This is a genomic window from Rhodococcus sp. BP-160 (assembly GCF_019836205.1).
Taxonomy (GTDB): domain Bacteria; phylum Actinomycetota; class Actinomycetes; order Mycobacteriales; family Mycobacteriaceae; genus Rhodococcoides.
In genome coordinates this window covers 1-21,965 of record NZ_JABUEK010000006.1, presented here as the reverse complement: position 1 = coordinate 21,965, position 21,965 = coordinate 1, and the positions used below count along the sequence as shown (strand labels likewise).

At 68.2% G+C, this 21,965-nt stretch carries 16 protein-coding genes; 4 read left to right on the top strand and 12 right to left on the bottom strand.

All coding sequences use genetic code 11. The features are described from left to right. Positions 1-21: 21 nt before the first annotated feature. From fadD32 to glf, 11 genes are all read right to left on the bottom strand, one after another. Positions 22-1,917 (bottom strand): long-chain-fatty-acid--AMP ligase FadD32, encoded by a 1,896-nt coding sequence (fadD32, locus tag HQ306_RS19925; protein WP_222633250.1) that lies wholly within the window; start codon positions 1,915-1,917, stop codon positions 22-24. A 196-nt stretch (positions 1,918-2,113) separates the two neighbouring features. After that, positions 2,114-3,118 (bottom strand): LLM class F420-dependent oxidoreductase, encoded by a 1,005-nt coding sequence (locus HQ306_RS19920; RefSeq protein WP_027507278.1) that lies wholly within the window; start codon positions 3,116-3,118, stop codon positions 2,114-2,116. A gap of 113 nt (positions 3,119-3,231) precedes the next feature. Beyond that, entirely contained in the window at positions 3,232-4,221 is a 990-nt protein-coding gene (locus HQ306_RS19915; protein ID WP_081821493.1) for a cutinase family protein, read from the bottom strand. Between the two features lie 10 nt (positions 4,222-4,231). Continuing rightward, entirely contained in the window at positions 4,232-4,777 is a 546-nt protein-coding gene (locus HQ306_RS19910) for a DUF732 domain-containing protein (RefSeq protein WP_027507276.1), read from the bottom strand. A 140-nt stretch (positions 4,778-4,917) separates the two neighbouring features. Then, on the bottom strand, positions 4,918-6,777 hold the full coding sequence (locus tag HQ306_RS19905) for an alpha/beta hydrolase-fold protein (protein ID WP_056443104.1): 1,860 nt from the start codon (positions 6,775-6,777) through the stop codon (positions 4,918-4,920). Positions 6,778-7,008: 231 nt separating this feature from the next. Beyond that, the gene (locus HQ306_RS19900; protein WP_261770348.1) at positions 7,009-7,965 is read right to left on the bottom strand and encodes an alpha/beta hydrolase family protein; all 957 of its coding nucleotides are present in this window, start codon (positions 7,963-7,965) and stop codon (positions 7,009-7,011) included. A gap of 398 nt (positions 7,966-8,363) precedes the next feature. Next, positions 8,364-10,184: a flagellar motor control protein ZomB gene (gene zomB, locus HQ306_RS19895; protein ID WP_308115539.1), complete on the bottom strand. Its 1,821-nt coding sequence runs from the start codon at positions 10,182-10,184 to the stop codon at positions 8,364-8,366. A gap of 49 nt (positions 10,185-10,233) precedes the next feature. Next, positions 10,234-11,139, bottom strand: coding sequence for a decaprenyl-phosphate phosphoribosyltransferase (locus HQ306_RS19890; protein WP_027507272.1), 906 nt, complete (start codon positions 11,137-11,139; stop codon positions 10,234-10,236). After that, positions 11,136-11,681, bottom strand: a complete 546-nt coding sequence (locus tag HQ306_RS19885; RefSeq protein ID WP_308115540.1) for a phosphatase PAP2 family protein — start codon at positions 11,679-11,681, stop codon at positions 11,136-11,138. The genes HQ306_RS19890 and HQ306_RS19885 overlap by 4 nt, the downstream gene beginning before the upstream one ends. Before the next feature lie 19 nt (positions 11,682-11,700). After that, positions 11,701-13,593 carry a glycosyltransferase gene (locus HQ306_RS19880; protein ID WP_222633248.1) on the bottom strand — a complete coding sequence of 631 codons (1,893 nt, stop codon included), beginning with the start codon at positions 13,591-13,593 and terminating at the stop codon, positions 11,701-11,703. Next, a complete protein-coding gene (gene glf / locus HQ306_RS19875; RefSeq protein ID WP_231476480.1) occupies positions 13,590-14,789 on the bottom strand; it encodes a UDP-galactopyranose mutase in 1,200 nt (399 codons plus the stop codon). Before glf ends, HQ306_RS19880 begins: the two co-directional genes overlap by 4 nt. Positions 14,790-15,012: 223 nt before the next feature. Between glf and HQ306_RS19870 the strand changes: the two genes are divergently transcribed. Beyond that, entirely contained in the window at positions 15,013-17,103 is a 2,091-nt protein-coding gene (locus HQ306_RS19870; protein WP_222633247.1) for an N-acetylmuramoyl-L-alanine amidase, read from the top strand. A gap of 10 nt (positions 17,104-17,113) precedes the next feature. Here HQ306_RS19870 and HQ306_RS19865 read toward each other — a convergent pair whose 3' ends face one another. After that, entirely contained in the window at positions 17,114-17,965 is an 852-nt protein-coding gene (locus HQ306_RS19865; protein ID WP_027507268.1) for a Cof-type HAD-IIB family hydrolase, read from the bottom strand. A 94-nt stretch (positions 17,966-18,059) separates the two neighbouring features. Here HQ306_RS19865 and HQ306_RS19860 point away from each other — a divergent pair, with 94 nt between their 5' ends. From HQ306_RS19860 to HQ306_RS19850, 3 genes are all read left to right on the top strand, one after another. Beyond that, positions 18,060-19,742 (top strand): ABC-F family ATP-binding cassette domain-containing protein, encoded by a 1,683-nt coding sequence (locus HQ306_RS19860; RefSeq protein WP_222633246.1) that lies wholly within the window; start codon positions 18,060-18,062, stop codon positions 19,740-19,742. A gap of 111 nt (positions 19,743-19,853) precedes the next feature. Then, entirely contained in the window at positions 19,854-21,236 is a 1,383-nt protein-coding gene (locus HQ306_RS19855; protein WP_222633245.1) for a GntP family permease, read from the top strand. Position 21,237: 1 nt separating this feature from the next. Further along, positions 21,238-21,762, top strand: coding sequence for a gluconokinase (locus HQ306_RS19850; protein ID WP_374197683.1), 525 nt, complete (start codon positions 21,238-21,240; stop codon positions 21,760-21,762). The last annotated feature ends 203 nt before the right edge of the window (positions 21,763-21,965 follow it).

Sequence of the window (21,965 nt, the reverse complement as noted above, 5' to 3'; positions counted from 1 at the left end):
CAAACTACCCGCGTCGGGTGATCAGTCTTCGGGATTGTCGGGGAACGCCGTCTGCTGGTAGCCACCACGCAGCGTGCCCTCGATGTACGCCGCCTTGCAGGCCCGACGCGCGATCTTGCCGCTGGACGTACGCGGGATCGAACCGGCGGGAACCAGGAGGATGTCGCGTGCCGTCACGCCGTGGCGAGTCGAGATCGCCGCACGCACGGTGTCCGCGATGGGCTGCGGATCCGCCTTGCCGGCGCCCGGCGCCCGCTCGGCCACGATGACCAGCTGCTCCGACGAGTCACCCGGGTCTCGGGTGAGTCCGGCGCCGCCGTGCTCGAAGACGAAGTCGGGAAGCTGGTTCGCGGGCACGGCGAAGGCCGCCACGAAACCGGGGCGCAGGGCCGTGCTCGCGTCCTGGGCGGATGCCTCGAGGTCCTGCGGGTAGTGATTGCGGCCGTCGACGATGACCAGGTCCTTCACGCGACCGGTGATGTAGAGCTCGCCGTCCACGTAGACACCGAAATCGCCGGTGCGCATCCAGTTCGCGCCCTCGGCCGCACCGTCGGCGTGGCTGTTCTCCGTCTGGCGCGAGACCAGCTTGTTGTGGAAGGTCTCCGAGGTCTCCTTCTCCCGACCCCAGTAACCCTTGCCGATGTTCTCGCCGTGCAGCCAGATCTCACCGACGTGCCCGTCGGGAACCTCGGACGCGGAGTCGGCGTCGACGATGGCGGCCCACTGGCTGCGTGCGACGTAGCCGCACGACACCTGCGGAATGGAGTTGGGCGTTCCCTCGGCGACCTGGACGACACGTCCGGAGTTGAGTTCCGTGCGGTCGACGTGGATGACCTTGGCCTCGTCCGAGTGCTTGGTGGAGGAGACGAACAGTGTCGCCTCCGCCATGCCGTACGACGGCTTGATGGCCGTCTTCGGCAGTCCGTACGGCATGAACGCGTCGTTGAACTTCTTCATCGACGTGGTGGTGACCGGCTCGCTGCCGTTGATCAGGCCGATGACGTTGGACAGGTCCAGCGACTCGCCGTTCTTCGGCAGGCCGCGCTGTGCCGCGTGCTCGAACGCGAAGTTCGGTGCAGCCGCGAACGTGCCGGCACCGTCGGACACGGCGGCGAGTTCCTTGATCCATCGCCACGGCCGCTGCACGAAGGCACGCGGGCTCATGATGGTGATGTACTTGCCGCCCAGCGCCGGCAGGATCACCGTGAGCAGGCCCATGTCGTGGAACAGCGGCAGCCACGTGACGCCGCGCGAGTCGTGGTTCAGCTCGATCGCGTCGACCATCTGCAGGGCGTTGACGCCGACGGCGCGGTGCGTGATCTCCACACCGGCCGGCACGCGGGTCGATCCGGACGTGTACTGCAGGTACGCGATCGCGTCGATGTCGGTGGGCGGCTCGGTCCAGGTGGCGCCGACGCTGTCCGGGATGGCGTCGACCGCGATGATGCGGGGGCGCTGCGCTGCGGGAAGAGCGCGGAAGAACTGGCGTACACCGGCGGCCGAGTTGGTCGCGGTGAGGATCGCCGACGGCGAGCAGTCGTTGAGCACGGCGTGCAGGCGGTCGCTGTGTCCGGGCTCGTCCGGATCGAAGAGCGGTACCGCGATGGTGCCCGCGTACACGGCACCGAAGAACGCCACGACGTAGTCGAGGCCCTGCGGAGCGAGGATCGCCACGCGGTCACCGGGCGACGTCACCTGCTGCAGGCGCGCGGCCACGGCGCGCAGACGGGCACCGAACTGCGACCAGGTGAGCTCGTGCACCTCACCGTCGCGCTCCCGCGAGTAGTCCACGTAGCGGTAGGCCAGGTCGTCGCCGTTGTCCGCGACGTTCTGCTCGACGTGGCGGACCAGCGTCAGATCCTCGCGGATCACGATGTTGCCGGTGTCGTCGACGAAATCGTCGAACGAGTTACTCATCATTCTCTCCTCCGAAGCAGTGCGACACCGCCGGCTACACGACACCGCCCAGTTCTGATGTGGGCGCGGTCTGCTGGATGCACGCGCTCGTTCTCGAGCGTCGTCATCTTACTCACCGGTAAGTCTCACCGGTCCCGCTCACCGATCGTGACAGCGAGAACCACAAGCATGGTACAGACCCGCCGAGCGACGACCGTCATTCTCCCGCCAGCAGCGGAATGACCGGAGCGAAGGCGTCCATCTGCGTCGGGAAGACACCGACGTACGACATCGTCGTCCGGGCCCGCACGTTCCGGATCTGGTCCGCGATCTCCTCGAAGCTCCCGATCGCGATGTACGGCGACTCCAGGATCTGCTCGACGGTCAGACGGGTGTCGACCTCCATGTTGGGCGGGAAGCCGTTGTCGAGCGCACCGATGACCATCTCCGCCGTCTGCTCCCGATCGTCCGAGATCAGGATGGTCGTGATGGTCCAGTTCAGCTCGATGTCGGCGAACCGGTCGCCCGCAGCGGCGCGGATGAGCTCGACGCGCTCGATGCTCTTCTCCATGGTGATCTCGGACAGCTTGAGCTTGCCCTCGCGCGTGGTGCTGGGGACCAGGGAGATGATGTCGGCGTGCTTGGCTGCCATCGCGAGCATCTTCGGGCCGCCGCCGCCCACGGCGATGGGAGGCCGGGGGCCCTGGCGCGGCCGCGGGCTGCCCTGCAACCCGTTCACCTGGTAGTGCTTGCCCTGGAAGTGGCACTCCTGCCCACGCATCAGGGTGTCGAGAATGGTGAGCGACTCGTCGAGCTTCTCGATGCGCACACCGGGGCTCTCGTAGGCGATGCCCGCCTTGTCGTACTCCTCCTTGAGCCAGCCCGCACCGATTCCCAGCTCGAGCCGTCCGCCGGAGATCTGGTCGATGGTCGTCGCGTCCTTCGCCAGCACCGCCGGGTGACGGAAACCGTTCGCGAGGACTGCGGTCCCGAGGCGGATCTTGTCGGTGGCGACGGCCAGCGCGCCGAGCGCGGCGATGGGGCCGACCTGGTTGCCCAGGTGGTCGGGAATCATGAAGCTGTCGAAACCCAGCTCCTCCGCCTTCTGCGCCAGCTTCACGAAACGCCGTGCGCCGCCCTCGTCCGGGTTGCCCTCACCGCCTGCCGCGAAGCGGAACGTGCGCAGTGGCGCAGTGGTGGCCGCGGCGTCGGCAGAACTCATGAATTTTCTCTCCTGCAGCGTCGAGGGAAGGTGCGGTGGCCGGAGTCGAAGCCGACTCGCCACTCTAACCGTTACCGGCTCGAGACCAAAGTTGCCCCGCGCAGCACCTTCCGTCAGCTGTGAGCAGGCGTCGGAGCCGACGCGACGAGCCCCGCCGCCCAGTTCGCCGTCCACTGTGTGGCGGTGGTGCCGGCGTCGTCGACGACGTACCGAGCGTAGTTGCCGTGCACCGGATTACCCGCCGCACCGGCCAGTGCGGTCAGCGACGACGGGATGTTGCGGAGCGACATCGCCTCGGGCGGCGCCGCGCAGATGAGGTCGCCGGGAGCGCAGATCGAGAAGGTCCGATCGGCGAGCGCACCGAACCCACCCTGGCGGGCACCGGTCATGGTGATTCCGGGTACGTCGAGACCGCCGAGAGCCACCTCCGCGCCCACGCCGTCCACCGGCGGGCCGATCTGCTGCGCGCTGGTGCCGTCGCGTCGGCCGTCCGCGATGACGGTGACGCCGAGGACTCGCTCCGCCGGAACCGGACCCGCCCCTGCGCCGATCGACGCGGCGAGATCGCCGACGATGACTGCTCCCTGCGAGAACCCTGCGAGCACGTAGGACGTGAGCGGGCACTCCGAGGACCGCTGCGCCAGGATCTCGTTCGCCTTCGCGGCGCCCTCCGACCGGCTGACGTTGTACGAGGCCTGGCCGTCGGGCGGGAACGCGATGGGATTCGAGAACTGCGCGACGTACGGAACCGTGTAGACCTCGGCGCGCTCGGGGCCGAACTGCTGCTGCAGCGGCTGAGTCACGTTCAGCATCAACGAGATCGGGTTCGCGGTGGGAGCGTAGGGATCGTCCGCCGCGTTCGACTCCCACGTGCCCGGCACCGAGAGCACGAACACGTCGGGGCACGACGCCGGCTGCGAGGTGGGCGGCTCGGCGCCGGGAACCTGCGGCTCACCGGGACCGGGTGTCGTCAGTCGACCCGCGAGCAGGTACCAGAGCAACAGCAGGACGAGGACGACGACGAGCGCGACCGCGAGCAGGACGAGCAGTGTGCGCGCCACCGAACGCCGACGCGGCGGCCCGGGCCGACCGGATCGTGTCACGAGGCGCCGCCTATCCGCAGTACGTCGAGCGCGCGACGTCGACGTACGTCTGTGCGGTCCGCGACGCGTCCTCGGCGCTGATGGTCGCACCGGACGCCGACGCCTCGGCACCGACGTTCGCGGTGACGAAGGTGAGGACCTGGTCGTCCGCCACACCCTCGGACTGGGCGGCGCATATGTAGCTCGCCGTGCCGATGGCGATGTCGCCGTTGCCGGCCACCGTGACGCCGCGGGACTTCAGAGCGTCGAGGAACGCGGTTCCACGGGCGTCGATCGGCACCTCGGTCGGGCCGGGGAAGCCACTGGGCACCGGTTCCGCCTCGTCGGGAGCGGTCGCCGCCGCGCCCGGACTCGTGGTCGCGCCAGGCGAGGTCGACGTGGCGGACGCGGACGTGGAGGTCGGCGCCTCCGTCGTGGTCGCAGCGGCAGTGGCGCTCGACGTGAGGGACGGCGTGCTGCTGGCCGAGGAGTCGTCGCCGCCGCACGCGGTGAGCAGAGCACCGGCCGCGACGGCCAGCATCACGGGAGCGACGGTGGTGGCGAACCTCGAGGTCACGAAAACGTCCTTACTGTCATCGGGGCACGGCAACTGACAGCGGACGGTACCGGCACGGTCTGAGAGGACTCTGTGTGCGGGAAGGCCGGAGGCCGGCCGCGGGGCGAAGTCCCACCGTGTCGGCACCGCCCGGTGTCGGGTCAGGGAACGATCTGGACGACGCCGTCCCGCACCGTCACGAAGCCGTTCTGGAAGTTCTGCTGGACACCGCCGGGGATGTCGAACTGATCGCTGGTGACGTATCCCAGGCGACCGTTCTCGTACCCGACGCTCTTCCACGCGTCGAATATCTGGCCGTTGAGGATGGACCACGCGCCGGTCGCGGGCGACCAGTAGATGTTGCCGCCCTGGAACTCCGTGAAGCGACCGCCGTCACGGACCGGGACCTCGTTGGTCTTCGCGAAGCCGAGTGCCCCGTTCTCCCACCCGAGCTGGCCGTACTTCTCCATGATCTTGCCCATCACGGCGTGCGTACCGGTGTCGGGCGAGAAGTACATCGCACCGATCTCGAAGCCCTGGACCGCACCCGGCTTGTTCGGGGTCTGCACCTCGTCGCGCAGCGGGTAGCCCAGCGGCCCACCCTCGTAGCCCTGGCGGGCCCACTCGTCGAGAATCGCGCCGCGCACTGCGTGCGCACCGGTCTGCGGGGTCCAGTAGACCATTCCGTTGCGGAACGAGTTGTAGCGTCCACGGCCGTCCGGGGTTCCGAGCTCACCCGACAGCGGCATGCCCAGTGCGCCGGCCGGACCACCGTTGGCCGCGTACGCGCCACCGATCGCACCGGCGACGACGTGCGTGCCCCCGTCGGAGGAGAAGATGCGACCGAACCGGAAGTCCTGTGCGCGCCCACCCGCGACGTCGTACTCGGAGGTGAGGCAGTCGCCGAGCCATCCGTTGGCGCTCGCGGTGCCGCCGATGTTCCCGCCGACGCTGCACGCGGGCTTGTCCACCTCGACGCCGAGGGCGGTGGCGATCTGCGGCCATGCCTGGCGGAGCTCGAACTGCCAGTACTGCCACGAGTGGGTTCCGGACGGCCGGTAGTTGATCGAGGCCGGGATGCCGAGCTTGTTGAGCTTGGTCGCGAACGTCTGCGACGTGAGCCGCGACAGGATCTCGAGACCCATGCCGGCGTAGTTCGTGCTGATGCCGGGGATGTCGGACTGCTGGTCGTACGGTCCGGCGGTACCGCTGCCGCTCGAGACGTACAGGCTCATGCCCTTCAGCTTCTCCGCGAGAACGTACGGGTCGTGCTGAGCCCACAGCTCGCTCGACGGCACGCCCCACATGGCACCGGCGTCGAAGCCGCCCGCGTCCTGCATGGCGTACCCGATGGCCTGCGGCATGCCGAGCGTCGTGGTGCTGAGGATGCCGGAGAACGATCCGGCGAATCGGAAGAAGCCCGGGTTCCGCGCCGAGAGCGTCATCGCGGCGGTGCCGCCCATGGAGAGACCGGCGACCGCGCGCGTCTGGTTGGAGCGCCAGTCACGCTCGAGAATGGGCGGGAGCTCCTTGGTCAGGAACGTCTCCCACTTGTAGTTCCGGCCGTTGTTCTGCTCGGCCCAGTCGGAGTAGAAGCTCGACTGACCGCCGACGGGCAGCACGACGTTGACGTTCTTGTCGGCGAACCAGGACTCTGCGTCGGTCTCGGCGGTCCAGCCGTTCTCGGTGTCGGTCGCGCGCATGCCGTCGAGCATCCACACCGACGGGAACGTGGCCTGCGGGTTCTTGTTCCAGTCGCGCGCGAGCAGCAGCTGCACCTGGATCGGGACTCCCATGGACGGCGAGTTCACCCACACCGCGACACGGCGGTCGGTGATCCAATCGACCGCGGACACGGTGGCGCCGGCATCCGCCTGCGCGCGCAGCGGCGCTGCCTGGACCGGTGCCGCGTGGACCGGAGACGCGACCGCCGTGGCGGCCTGGCCCCCTGCGAGCGGAAGAACCAGCGTGACCGCCAGGGCGGACAGGATCCGCGCTCTCCGGCCGTTCGGAACTCGCATGTGTGGGACTCGCTTCCTCGAAACGTCAGACTGTGCGGGGCCGTCGGCGTGCCGGAGAGGTCCGGTACGTCGAGACTGCCGCCGATCTTGTTCTACACGGTCACGACAGCGGTCTCGGGGAGACTCGCTGTGACTGGTGGTGCAAATGTTACTGGAGTCGCCTCAGAACATGCGACAGCCCCGGACACCGTCGCCGAAGCGAGGGCCGGGGCAGTCGACTACCGAGCTGACTCAGCCGATGTTGGCCTTCAGGTCGGGCATCATCTGCACGATCTGATCGAACCAGTAACCCCACCGGTGCGTTCCCTGCGCGGGGAAGCTGTAGGTGACGTTGTTGGCGCCGATCGAGGCCATGCGGACCTGGAACGCGCGGCTGTTGGCGAGCGCCAGAGCCTCGAGGCCCATGCCGTTGGCGGTGTTGTAGTAGTCGAGCAGCGAGCCCGGACGGTCGTAGTTGCCCGGGAGGCCGCTGGCGGCCGAGACCCAGACACGCGTGCCGTTGTCACGCAGACGCGGCGCGAAGACGAACGGGTCGTTGCGGAGCCACGCCGGGTTCCAGGGCGGTCCCCACATGCTGTCGACGTTGTAGCGACCGGCGTCGAGCATCGCGACGCGGATGGCCTCACGCATGCCGGGCGCCGAGATGTTCAGGTAGCCGGACAGCGAGCCGGCGTAGCTGAACTGGTTCGGGTGGTACGCGGCGAGTGTCAGCGCAGCGCTGCCGCCCATCGACAGACCGACGATGCCGTTGTTCTGACGCGAGAAGCCGAGGTCACCCGCTGCGAGACGGTTGGGGAGGTCCTGCGTCAGGAACGTCTCCCACTTGTACGTGATCTGCTGGCCGTTGAAGTTCGACGGTGCGTACCAGTCGGTGTAGAAGCTGGACTCACCGCCGACCGGCTGGACGACGTTGATGTTGTTGTCCGAGAGGAACGAGCCCGCATTGGTCTCGTGCTCCCATCCGCTGATGTCCGGCGTCGCGCGGAGACCGTCGAGGAGGTACACGACCTTCGACGTGTTGCCGTCGGCGGCGCGCCAGACGCGACTCTTGATCGGACCCATGGACGAGTCGGACCAGACGTCGAATCCGGCACGGATCTCGGCGTTGGCAGTGGCTCCGGTGCCCACGACCGCGAGGCCGAGGGGGATGGCGGCGGCCATCACGACGGAGACGAGGGCCTGACGCATACGTCGGCCCACTCGGGGGGTGCGCAGGCGTGAAGCCTTACGCGGCAGAGCGCTGTCGTCACCAGCGACATCGGTAACGGACCCGTCACGCATACATTCGGCCTCTCACAGTTCCGTGCAGCCGGACGGCCGCACCGCTTCGTCGATCGATATCCGGTCACGCTCCGAGGAAGACCTCGGAACCTGAACCATCGGTCTCGTCTTCCGCGCACGATCGCCCCGCGGGCGATCCTGCACGTCGACGCACATCATCTACACATATCTCCGCCGACGGAGACAGCGTTACACAAACGAGATGCCGGAATCCAGCCGGGACGTCGAAATCGGAATACTCACGACACCGAAACGCCATGACCCGGTGATCTCACTGTGACGCGGATCTCACTTGACGCACATCGTCACGATGCGGGCCGCTCCGGGGGCATCTCCAAATTACACCGTTGTATTTCGTACTTCGGCACCCGGTCGAATCGGTACCCCGCGAGATCCAACGAGTGCTTGAAGTTCTGCACGAATCGGGCCCGCGTGAGCTCCGAACGGTAGGACGTCAGCAGTTCCTGCGTCTCCGGACAGGTCAACGCGACCTGCGCCTGCTCCACCCATTCCTCGTCCAGATAGGACGGCAGGAAGGGATGCACGTCCACCATTCCGGTGTCCGCGACCACCCAGTCCGTGTACAGGTTCTTGTCGTGTCCGATGCGGCCGTTGTCGAGCCGTTCCGTGTGCGCCGCCAACGGATACGCCAGGCCCATCTGATCCAGCACCCGGACGTCGAGCCCCACGTTCATGCTGGTCATTCCCAAGTTGAGGAAGTAGACGACGTGCTCGTCGCCGCCCTCGGGAATCGGCAGGGGCGGCGGCACCACGTCCCAGTAGGTGAACTGCGCGGACGGCAGCAACAGACCGCCGTCCGGCGTGTTCTCGATGGTCTGCACCATTGCCCGCATGCGCGGGTAGTCCAGGTAGTCGCTGGCCAGGATCGGATGGCGGTGGCCGGTGTTCTCGGAGTAGAAGGCCCGCTCGTCGACGATGCCGCTACGCCCGACCGTCGTGCCCTGCGGCATGCCTGTGGTGGTGGCCGCGAAGACCGCCCAGACGACCACGCCGAGCCACAGCGCGACGCACGACACCAGCGCCACGATTCCGCGCCGCAGCGGGATCGGCACGACGGCGACCGGGAGCAGCAGCAGGAACAGCGCGGGGAGCAGAGTGCGGCCGTGCATGAAGTCGCCGCCAACTCGCACCGCGTACACCGTGGAGATCAGACCCGACACGAGCGCGAAGACCACCACGGCGCTCGGCGTCCGGATCCGCGAGACCAGTCCGGCGAGACCGCTCGGCGCCTCGCCACGGCGAGCCGCACCGGGCCCGATCCGGGTGGCGGCCAGTGCCGCGGCCACGACGACCAGCACCGCGGGCACCCACAGGGCGTAGGGCCCCACGAGGTTCCACAGATACGTCGAACCCTGCGCCCACTTGGCGCCGCCGGCGTCCTTCGACACCGCGGTGTTCGGGTACGGCAGCGCGTAGTAGCCCATGCGCCAGATCTGGTAGCCCACCGGGAGCAGACCGGCGACCACGACGACGGCGCCGCGGCGGATCCATCCCGACGTCGCGACGACGAGCATGAGGAGCGCGAGGCCGCCGACGATGACGAGTTCCGGGCGGACGAGGGGCGACAGTCCGCCCCAGAACGCGATGACGAGCACGAGTGCCGTCGACGGGTTCTCCACCCGCCGGTCCGCCCACCGGAGCATCAGCCACCACAGGACCGCGATCCAGAAGATGACCAGGCACGACTCGAGGCCGGACGTCGCGAAGTCGCGTGCCGGCGGTACGGCGATGTAGACGAGCGCTCCTGCGGGGAGCGCGAGCACCGCGCGCCCGGCGTACAGGCGTGCCGTGCCGATCATCGCGACCGTGACGGCCGCCGTCGTCAGCACGAGGGCGATGGTCAGCACCACGTACTCGAGGCGGACACCGCTGAGCCACGAGAAGGCGTACACGACATAGGTCCAGGCGGCGCTCGTGTTGGTCTCGACGCGCTCGCCCGCGTTGAACACCGGCCCGTTGCCGGCCAGGAGGTTGCGGACCGTGCGCAGCACGATCAGTCCGTCGTCCGCGATCCAACGGCGGTCCCAGGCGCCCCAGAAGGTCAGCACCGCGACCACGGCGATACCGGCGACGCCGGTCGCTCGGGCCCACCCGGGCGCTCCCACCCGGTCCTCGGCCCGCGACTGCTCGTCGCCGGTACGTTCTGTCAGTTCCTCATGCGAGGTAGACAGCGACACCCACCACTCCGATCCACACGATGGCGAGCATCTGGAGCACCCGGTCCCCGAGTGCGATCTCCTCGGGCTCGCCCGCTTCGCCACCGTCCACGTCCACTGCGTACCGCAGGATAGCGACAGTGAAGGGAACCATCGAGATGGCGAAGAGGGAACTGCCGTTCTTCGCGTCCTGGTCGAAGGCCCACAGTCCGTAGCAGATGACGACGGCCGTGGCGCTGAGCGTCCACACGAACCGCAGGTAGGTGGTGGTGTAGTTCTCCAGCGACTTGCGGATCTTGGCGCCGGTGCGTTCGGCGAGCTGCAGTTCGGCGTACCGCTTGCCGGCTGCCATGAACAGCGATCCGAAGGCCATGATCAGCAGGAACCACTGCGACAGCGGGATGTCGGCCGCCACGCCGCCCGCGATCGCGCGCAGCAGGAAGCCGGACGAGACGATGCAGATGTCGAGCACCGCCTGGTGCTTCAGGCCGAAGCAGTACGCGAGCTGGACCGCGATGTAGACGCCCATGACCACGGCGAGGTTCCAGTTGGCCAGGAACGAGAGCCCGATCGCGCCGCCGAGCAGCACCACCGCCATCGCGAAGGCCAGGTTGACCGGGAGGACACCCGCCGCGATGGGACGGAATCGCTTGGTGGGGTGCGCCCGGTCCGCCTCGACGTCCATCGCGTCGTTGACCAGATAGATGCCCGACGCGGCCATGCAGAAGACGAGGAACGCGAGCGCGACCGGCAGGAGCACCGAGCTCTCGGTGACCGAGCCGGCAGCCAGGGGCGCCGCCAGGACCAGCACGTTCTTGACCCACTGGCGCGGGCGCACCGCCTTGACGATGCCCGTGGCCAGGTTCTTCGGGGGCGCGCCGACGACGGCGGGTTCCTCGCTCATGCTGCTCCTGCTGTCGTGGCCGCTGCGTCTGCGCCGGTCAGGCCGAATCGGACCGCCGCGTTCTTCTCGGCTCGCACCGTCGCCGCCGCGGACAGCGCGCCGAGCGCGGAGCCCACGAGTACGTCGGAAGGGTAGTGAACACCGAGCACCAGGCGCGACACCAGCATCGCGGGCACCAGCACCGGTGCCACGGGCAGACCGCTCGCGCGGCCGATCAGCAGCGCCGCGGCCGTGGTGGACGTCGCGTGCGACGACGGGAAGCTGAACCGGCTGGGCGTGGAGACGCCGACGCGCACGGACGGATGGGTCGGGCGCCGACGCCGCGAGATGCGCTTGACGACGATCGACGCCGCGTGCGCACCGACGGCACCGACCGCGACCGACGCCCACTGCTCGCGGCGCGCCGAGTCGACCACGGCACCGACACCGCCGATGGCGATCCACCCGAGGGCGTGCTCACCGAAGTGCGACATCCCTCGAGCGACGCGCACGGCGCCCGGCAGTGAACCGACGCTGCTCTGCACCGCGGTGAGGACCCGCAGGTCGGTTCGAACCAGGTTGTCAATTCGGATAGGAGAAGACACGTTCCCAACGCTCCTTGCTGGTGAGTTCGGGCACGGCGCGACGGTACCGGTCGGACAGCTCGGGGAAGCGCGACGACAGCTCGCGGCGCAGCGAGAGCGCCTCTCCGAGCAGCGCGGAGGCGATCTTCGGATCCCGCTTGCGGTACACGACGCCGCGTCCGTCGGCGGTGGTGACGGTGACACCGTCGACCTGCGAGAGCAGGTACCAGCGCGCATCGAGCGTCGGCACGTTGAGCTGGGGACGGTCGTGGTGCTGCCGCTGCGCACCTCGGGCGTTGTGGATCAGGCCCTTCGCCAGCCGGGACACCTTGGCCACGGCGCCGACCGGCTCGGCGACGGCGGGTACGTCCGCGCCGCTGGCCGGCGGGAGCAGCGTCGACGACGGGACGACCACGGCGTCGGGGTACTGCCTGCGTACCCGGTGCACCTCGGCGAGCGCCGTCGGGAGGATGTCCATGATGTGCTCGGGGCCGGCGAGGAAGTCGCGGATCGCCATGTTCTGGATCGCGACCGTGGAGTACTCGAGGCACAGCAGATGCTTCATCGTGGCCTTGACGGTGTTCACCACGAGGCCGCGGGCGGAACCCGGGGAGTGCAACGCCGCCACCACGAGGCGGTTGCGCAGATGGAAGTACGCCTGCCAGTCGATGGCGTCGTCCTTGTCGCTCCACGCCATGTGCCAGATCGCGGCCCCCGGGAGAGTCACCGTGGGGAACCCGGCCTCGCGGGCTCGCAGTCCGTACTCGGCGTCGTCCCACTTGATGAACAGCGGCAGCGGCTGACCGATCGTCTCGGCGACCACCCGCGGGATGAGGCACATCCACCAGCCGTTGTAGTCGACGTCGATCCGGCGGTGCAGCAGTGTCGACTCGCGGAGCGGCTTCTCGGCGAAGTCGTGGTCGTACTCGACGTTCTGGGCGCCACCCCACATGAAGATGCCGGTGTCGATCTTCTCGCCCATCACGTGCAGGTGGCTTCGTGCCTGCAGGTTGAGCATCTGGCCACCGACGAGCGTCGGCACCTTCGCGAAGCGGGCCATGGCGAGCGCCCGCAGGATCGAGTCGGGCTCGATCTCGATGTCGTCGTCCATGAACAGGATGTGCTCGGCGTCGGTGTTCTCGAGCGCCTCGTACATGATCCGGCTGTATCCACCGGATCCACCGAGGTTGGCCTGGTCGTGGATGCTCAGCAGATCGCCGAACGCGGCCGCGGCGTCGTCGAATCCGGGCTCGTCGCGGACCTTGCGGGTGCCCTGGTCGGGCACGATGACGGCGTCGACGACCGCCATGACCAGGGGATCGGACGCGATCGCCGTCAGCGCCTTCACGCAGTCCGTCGGCCTGTTGAACGTGGGGATGCCGATGGCCACGGACGCGCGACCGGGTGCGTCGACGGGCGCGAACCACCCGGCGGACCGCACCTCGACGTCGGTGTCCGTGGTGACGTCGAACCAGATCCATCCGCCGTCCTCGAAGGGACCGAGCTCGACGACGAACTCGAGAGTCGTGACGTCGCCGTCGACCGTCGTCGCGTCGTCGGTGTCGCCGCCCTGGACGTGGATACGGGACCCGTCCGCCTTCGATCGGTAGACGTCGACGCGGCAGTGGCCGACCATCTCGACCCGCAGGACGACGGACTCCAGCGTGCTCCACCGCCGCCAGTAGCTCGCCGGGAACGCGTTGAAGTACGTGCCGAACGAGACCTCCGACTCGGATCCGATGGACACCGAGGTGCGTGAGAGCGAATGCGCGCGGCGCGGGTTGGTGCGGGCCTCGTCCGTGTAGAGAGTGCGGACGTCGAGCGGCTCACCGGCGCGTGGGAGCAGGATGCGCTGGAGCAGCGACCGCCCCAGCAAGTGGTCCTCGCTCACGCCGAATCACCCAGCGGGGCACCGGATTCGAGGTGGGGACGCAGCGTGTTCTCGAACGTGGTGAGCGCACTGGCGATGGCCATGTGCATGTCGAGGTACTGGTAGGTGCCCAGTCGGCCACCGAACAGAACGGAGTTCTCCGCCGTCTCCTGCTTGGCGCGGGCCCGGTAGGCCGCCAGCTTCGCGCGGTCGTCGGGAGTGTTGATGGGGTAGTAGGGCTCGTCTCCCGACTCCGCGAACCGGGAGTACTCGCGCATGATGACCGTCTTGTCCGCGGGGTAGTCACGCTCGGGATGGAAGTGCCGGAACTCGTGGATGCGCGTGTAGGGCACGTCCGCATCGTTGTAGTTCATCACCGGGGTGCCCTGGAAGTCGCCGGTGTCGAGCACCTCGGTCTCGAAGTCGAGTGTGCGCCAACCCAGTTCGCCCTCGGAGTAGTCGAAGTACCGGTCCAGCGGTCCCGTGTAGACGATCGGCGCGTCCGGGCTCTCGGCCCGGAGTTCGTCACGGACGTCGAACCAGTCCGTGTCCAGCCGGACCTCGATGAGGTCGCTCTTCGCCATGTTCTCGAGCCACGCGGTGTAGCCGTCGACGGGCAGACCCTCGTGGGTGTCGTTGAAGTAGCGGTTGTCGAAGGTGTAGCGGACCGGGAGCCGCGCGATGTTGCCCGCGGGCAGATCCTTGGGATCGGTCTGCCACTGCTTGGCGGTGTAGTCGCGGACGAACGCCTCGTACAGCGGGCGGCCGATCAGCGCGATGGCCTTCTCCTCGAGATTCGCGGCATCCTCGACCGAGATCTCGCTGGACTGCTCCTCGATGAGCGCGCGCGCCTCGGCGGGAGTGAAGTAGCGGCCGAAGAACTGGGACACCAGGCCCAGGCCCATCGGGAACTGGTACGCCTGGCCCTTGTGCAGGGCGAACACGCGGTGCTGGTAGCCCGTGAACTCGGTGAAGCGAGTGACGTACTCCCACACCTTCTCGTTCGACGTGTGGAAGAGGTGGGCGCCGTACTTGTGGATCTCGATGCCGGTACCGGGCTCGGGTTCGGAGTAGGCATTGCCTCCGATGTGGGAGCGCCGGTCGAGCACGAGCACTCGTTTTCCCAGTTCCGCGGCACTCCGCTCGGCGATCGTGAGGCCGTAGAAACCGGACCCCACGACGATCAGGTCGTACCGTCCTCGCGAAGTATCAGTCACGGGTGACCAGGGTATCCGACGCTGTGTAGTCGTCCCGCAACCCGCACGTCGACCCTCCCGACGGGCGAATCGTTCGAACACCTGGCCGAACCCTCTACTTGAGGTTGATGGTTGGTGTTTCTGTGGTTAGTGTGGCGCTTGTTGCGCATCATCTATCACATGAGTCACATCCGTCACATGTGACGGTGATCGCGGGGCAACGTCTACCAGGGGAGAAATCGTCTTGCACCGTCGACCGAAGCCGTCACTGATTCTGGGTGTCGTCGCCGCACTCGCGGTCACGAGTCCTGTCGTGGTCTACGCCGTCGGGGACAGCACCACCGGAGTGCGCGCGGCCAACGACACGACCACCGTCGTTCCCACGCAGATCGCCAAGCTGGCGCTCGCGAACGCACCCGACATCGTCATCCCCGTGAAGGAACTCACCGGGCTGGATCTGCCGGACATCGACCTGGGGTCGCTGCGCGATCTGTCGCTGCCCGACTCCTTCGAGATCCCGTCCATCCCCGGACTCACGGTTCCCGAGGTGCCCGCCGCGTCGCCCACCGATCCGGCAGCCCCCGCGCCGTCCGAGGTGGACGGCTCGCAGGACGGCGCCGTGGTCAAGGAGGTGTCCCAGGACACCCCCTTCAGCATGGTCGCGCTGACGGCCGACCAGCTCGGCTCCGCGGTGGCCCGTGTGCGTGCCCAGCTCGACGACGGTTCCTGGGGTCCGTGGAACGAGACGCAGTCCATCGACACCGGTCGCACCGATTCGGACGTGCCCGCCGTCGCCAACGGCACGGAGCCCATCTACGTGGGCCTGACCAAGCGCGTCCAGTTCCTGCTGAGCCCCACCGTCCCGGCCGGCGCCGTGCTGAACCCCGCCGACCCGGCCTTCCCGGTCGAGCCGCCGGCACCCGCTCCCGAGGCGGCACCGGCACCCGAGGCGGCTCCCGCTCCCGACGCGGCCGATCCCGTCGCGCCGGCACCCGAGCTCGGCTACGTCCCGGCGTCGTCGTCCCGCCCGCTGCGGGCCCAGCCGATCGCGAACGCCCTCGCGGACGCGACCGCCGTGCTCATCACGCCCGGCACCTCGGCGGCCGACAGCACGCTGAGTGACATCACGACCCCCGTCGACGGCTCCGGCCCCGCCGTGATCACCCGCGCCCAGTGGGGAGCGGACGAGTCGAAGCGCTGCGGTTCTCCCACGTACGACGACTCTCTCGGCGGCGCCACGGTGCACCACACCGCGGGCAGCAACAACTACAGCAAGGACGAGTCCGCGGGCATCGTCCGGGCGATCTACGCGTACCACGCGCAGACACTGGGCTGGTGCGACATCGGTTACAACGTGCTGGTGGACAAGTACGGCCAGGTGTTCGAGGGCCGCGCAGGTGGCCTCGATCGCAACGTCGAGGGCGCGCACGCGGGCGGCTTCAACGAGAACACCATGGGCATCGCGCTGATGGGCGACTACAGCTCGGAGCAGCCGACGCAGGAGTCGCTCGACGCTGCCGGCAAGTTCCTCGGGTGGCGTCTCGGCAAGGCCGGCCTGGACCCGAAGGGGACCACCACGATGACGTCCGAGGGCACCCAGTACACGTTCGTCCAGCAGGGCCGCTCGATCGATCTCCCGGTGATCTTCGCGCACCGCGACGTCGGCAACACCGAGTGCCCGGGCGACGCCGCCTACGCACGTATGGACGACATCCGGTCCATTGCGGCAGCCAACCTGAACGGGACCGGCACCCCGACACCGGCGGAGCCCGGTACCGGGACCTCGACCGACGAGGGCCTGGTGGCGCCGCCCGTCGCCGCTCCTCCGAGTGTCGACGCGTCGTCACCGGCACCCGGCAACACGCTGACCGGGCTCGTGTCCGAACTCCTCGCGATGGGCGTCCAGAACCCGATCGTGCAGAAGTGGGTCGCCGAGGGCGGTGAGTCGGGTCGACTCGGCGCCGCCCTGACCGGACTGCTCCCCGCACCCGAGGGACAGACCCGTGCGGACTTCGCCAACGGATCGATCTACACGACGCCCACCGGCCAGGTGGTCTCGGTGCTCGGCCAGATCTTCAAGCAGTTCGTCGCCATGGGCTCGGAGTCCGGATCTCTCGGACTCCCGACGTCCGACGAGTACCGCATCCCGAACGGATGGCAGTCCGACTTCGAGAACGGATCGCTCTCGTTCGACGAGATCACGGGCATCGTGACGACGGTCGTCAAGACCTTCACCGACACGTACACCGCGGAGATGAACGCCGGCGCGCCGGTGGACGCTCCCGCACCGGCCCCCGAGGCTGCCCCGGCTCCCGAGGCAGCGCCCGTCGGCTGATCGTTCTCCTCTAGCTCCACCACCGTTCGAGCACGCGGGCGACGCCGTCGTCCGCGTTGCTCGTGGTGACCTCGTCGGCCGCGGCGATCGCAGCAGGGTGCGCATTGCCCATCGCGACGCCGTGGCCGACCATCGTCAGCATCGGCACGTCGTTCGGCATGTCTCCGAAGGCGATCATCTCGGACGCGTCGATGCCGAGAGTGCGCGCGATCTCCAGCAGTCCCGACGCCTTCGACACCCCGGGCGGACTCAGTTCGATCAGCCCGTTGTCGGTCGAGAAGGTCACGTCGGCGAGGTGCTCCACATGGGACGTCAGCGCGGCCGCCATGTCCCCGCTCGTCATCGACGACTGCCGGATCAACAATTTCACGGCGGGGGCGGACAGCACCTCCTCCGAGGACGTCTCGGTGTTGTCGGGGTTGAGCCACGCGTGCTCGTAGCCGGGGGAGCTCACGAACTGCGGCGTCGCCGCGTCGTGCGCGCTGCGGCCGACCCGCTCCACCGCGAGGCCGCACCCGGCGATGAGGGACTCCGCAAGAGCGGCCAACTCGGCCAGATCGGTCACGCTCAACGTCCGCGCCGACACGACCACGTCGTTCTCGCTGTCGTAGATCACGGCGCCGTTGGCGCACACGGCCATGGGCGCGTGACCCAGCTGCTCGACGATGGGCCCGATCCACCGCGGCGGTCGACCCGTCGACAGCACGAAGGTGTCCCCGGCCGCCACGACGGCGTGCACCGCGGCCTTCGTTCGAGCCGTCACGCGCTCGTGGTGGTCGATGAGCGTTCCGTCGACGTCCGATGCGACGAGCCGCGGCCGTCCGGTCTCGCCGGGAGTGACGGGTCGCTGTGTGGGCTGCATCGGTCAAGTTTGCCCGACGGGGTTCCGCGACGTCTCCGGTGACGCACGAATATGGCGTGGAGGACGCGATCGACCGGCCGTAGTCTGACGTCCTGTGTCCCATCTCGAACTGTCCGACGTCGACTACTTCCTGCCCGACGGCCGCCAATTGCTGGACGGCGTGTCCTTCCGGGTCGGTGACGGCGCCAAGACCGCACTGATCGGACCCAACGGGACCGGCAAGACCACCATCACCCGCATCGTCGCCGGTGACGTGCCGCCGGACGAGGGGAGCGTGACGCGCTCCGGAACGCTCGGGGTGATGCGGCAGTTCGTCGGCCAGGTGCGCGACGAGTCGACGGTGCGTGACCTCCTGCTGTCAGTGTGCGCCGAGCCCGTCCGTACGGCCGCCCGGCGACTGGACGACTCCGAGAACGCGATGATCGAGCACGACGACGAAGCGACCCAGATGGCCTACGCACAGGCGCTGTCCGACTGGGGCGACATCGGCGGGTACGACCTCGAGCCGTTCTGGGACGAGGTCACCATGGCCGCGATGGGCACCTCGTTCGAACGCGCGAAGTGGCGGGCCGCGTCCACGCTCAGTGGCGGCGAGCAGAAGAGGCTCGTGCTCGAGGCACTGTTCGCGGGCAACGATCAGCTGCTGCTGCTCGACGAGCCCGACAACTACCTCGACGTGCCGGGCAAGCGGTGGCTCGAGCGCACCATCGCCGCGTCGGACAAGTCGGTACTGTTCATCAGCCACGACCGAGAGTTGTTGTCCACGGCCGCAACTCGCATCGTGACACTGGAGCCGGGGATCAACGGCGCCTCGGCGTGGGTGCACGGCGGCGGATTCTCCACCTACACCGAGGCACGCGAGAAGCGGAACGCGCGACTCGACGAGTTGAAGGCGCGGTGGGACGAGGAGCGGGTGAAACTGCAGGCGCTCGTACTGCGACTGCGCGAGAAGGCGAAGTTCAACGACGGTGTGGCCTCGCGCTACCAGGCGGCCCGGACGAGGCTCGCGAAGTTCGAGGAGGCGGGCCCACCCGAGGCGGTGCCGCTCCGCCAGAACGTCGCTGTGCGGCTCACGGGAGGACGGACCGCGAAGCGTGCACTCGTCTGCACGTCACTCGAGTTGACCGGACTCATGCAGCCCTTCGACACGGAGATCTGGTACGGCGACCGCGTGGCCGTACTGGGCTCCAACGGGTCCGGCAAATCGCACTTCCTGCGGCTGCTCGCTGCCGGCGGAACCGATCCCGACCTCGAGCACCTTCCCGTCGGCGAACTCGACCTGGCACCCGTACCGCACACGGGCACAGCCACTCTCGGTGCGCGGGTCCGCCCGGGACTGTTCGCTCAGACCCACACCCGTCCCGACCTCGAGGGCAACACATTGCTGGACATCCTGCACCGCGGGACCTCGCACCGTGACGGGATGGGACGGGAGGCCGCGTCCCGCGCACTGGACCGCTACGGGCTCTCCCGCCAGGCGGAGCAGAGGTACGACGACCTCTCCGGTGGTCAGCAGGCACGGTTACAGATCCTGCTGTTGGAGCTGTCCGGCGCCACGATGCTTCTCCTCGACGAACCCACCGACAACCTCGACCTCGAGTCGGCCGACTCCCTGCAGGACGCGATCGTCGCGTTCGACGGAACCGTGGTCACGGTGACGCACGACCGATGGTTCGCTCGGAGTTTCGACCGGTTCCTCGTCTTCGGGGCGGATGGTCGGGTGTACGAGTCGGGTGAACCGGTGTGGGACGAGGGCCGCGTGGCACGCGCTCGATGACACCCCGCCGGACGTGACGATTCGGACACGGTGAGGCGCGTGCAACGCCGTGCCTGCGAGTCGCGCCGTTAGTGTCGGGACACATCTCGGCACGTGAAAGGGTGACTCGCCGTGGACATCATGGAACCGGTACACGGAACGGCCTACCTGCTGTCGGTCGCGGCCATCGCCGTGGCCGTCCTGCTCTTCCTCATCATGAAGGTGAAGCTCCACGCCTTCCTGTCGCTCGTTCTGGTCAGCATGGTGACGGCGGTCGCCGCAGGCATCCCGCTCGCGGACGTACCCGACACGCTCCTCTCGGGCTTCGGAGGGACACTCGGCAACGTCGCGTTGCTCGTCGCGCTGGGCGTGATGCTCGGCCGACTCCTCGAGAAGACCGGTGGGGCCCAAGTTCTCGCGGACACCCTCATCGCACGCTTCGGTGAGAAGCGCGCTCCCTTCGCGCTCGGCGTCGCCGCCTTGATCTTCGGGTTCCCGATCTTCTTCGACGCCGGTCTCGTCATCTTCCTGCCGATCATCTTCTCGGTGGCGCGGCGCTTCGGCGGATCCGTCCTGCTCTACGCGCTGCCGACAGCCGGCGCCTTCGCGGCCATGCATGCGATCGTGCCGCCGCACCCGGGACCCGTGGCAGCTGCGGACCTCATGGGCGGAGACATCGGCGTCACTCTCGTCGTCGGGCTCCCGGTCGCGATCATCGCGTGGTTCCTCGGTTCCTACCTGGTCGGCACACGCCTGGGTCGCCGGTACGTCACCAGCCCGGGCGCGCTGTTCGCGGATGCCGCCGACGACCCCGACGCTCCCGCCGTCGCGCCACCGCGCTTCCTGGCCGTCCTCGGACTGCTCCTGTTCCCGCTGATACTCATCTGTTTGAACACCGGTGTCTCGACGCTGCAGACCGCCGGAATCGTCTCGGAGGACGCCGGGTGGGCGGACGCACTCATTCTCCTGGGGCAGACACCCGTCGCTCTGCTGCTGACGGTGCTCCTGTCGCTCGTGGTCCTGGCACCCGGACGGTTCTCCGTCTCCAAGGCCACGTCGCTCATGGACGACGCCCTGGGCCCGGTGTGCGCGATCATCCTCATCACGGGCGCCGGCGGAATGTTCGGCGGAGTCCTTCGCGCCAGCGGCATCGGTGCGTCTCTGACGGAGTCACTGTCGGATCTCGGGTTCTCGTTGATCGTGCAGGCGTTCCTCATCGCGGCGGCTCTCCGTGTCGCGCAGGGCAGCGCGACGGTCGCGCTGACGACCACTGCCGGCCTGGTCTCGGCTCAGGTGGTCGAGCTCGGGTTGGGTAACTTCGACATCGCACTGCTCGTGTTCGCGATCGCTGCGGGAGCCACCGTGCTCTCGCACGTGAACGACTCGGGTTTCTGGCTCGTCAGCCGATTCTTCGGCATGGACGAGAAGACGACTCTGAAGACTTGGACGGTCATGGAAACGACATTGGGACTCGCGGTCTTCGCGCTCGCCTCACTGCTCTGGGTGGTGTTCTGACGTGACGGACCACGCCGACGGCATTCCGAGACACATCGTCGTGATGGGTGTGTCGGGGACCGGGAAGACCACCGTCGGCAGCGCACTGGCGACGACACTGGGGAGCACCTTCATCGAGGGCGACACTTTTCATCCCAAGGCGAACATCGACAAGATGTCTGCAGGCCACCCGCTGAACGACGACGACCGTCGACCGTGGCTCGCCGCGGTGGCAGGTGAGATCGGACGAGTGGCAGGCGAGGGTGGAACGTCGGTGACGGCCTGTTCCGCCCTGACGCGGCGGTACCGGGACTGGCTGCGCGGGGGCTACCCGGATCTGTTCTTCGTCCATCTGCAAGCGGACTACGACACGCTTCTCGACCGCATGTCGCGCAGGAAGCACTTCATGCCCCCGTCTCTGCTGCAGTCGCAGTTCGACACCCTCGAGGACCTCCAGGCGGACGAGCACGGCGCGGGTGTGCCGGATGTCGACGGCGTCGAGAAGGTGGTCGGAGCTGCCGTGAAGGCAGTGGGCGCCTCCCGGTAGCACCATGCCGGCCGGCGGGGGGCACGGCGAAAGACCTTCTGCCGGTGCATGACCCGTGAATGCCTGCCGGCGCACGACCCGTGAATGCAGAAAGCCCCCCGACCGGTGGTCGGGGGGCTTTCTGGGAAGGGTTGTTCGGCGGTGTCCTACTCTCCCACACCCTGTCGGGTGCAGTACCATCGGCGCTGGAGGGCTTAGCTTCC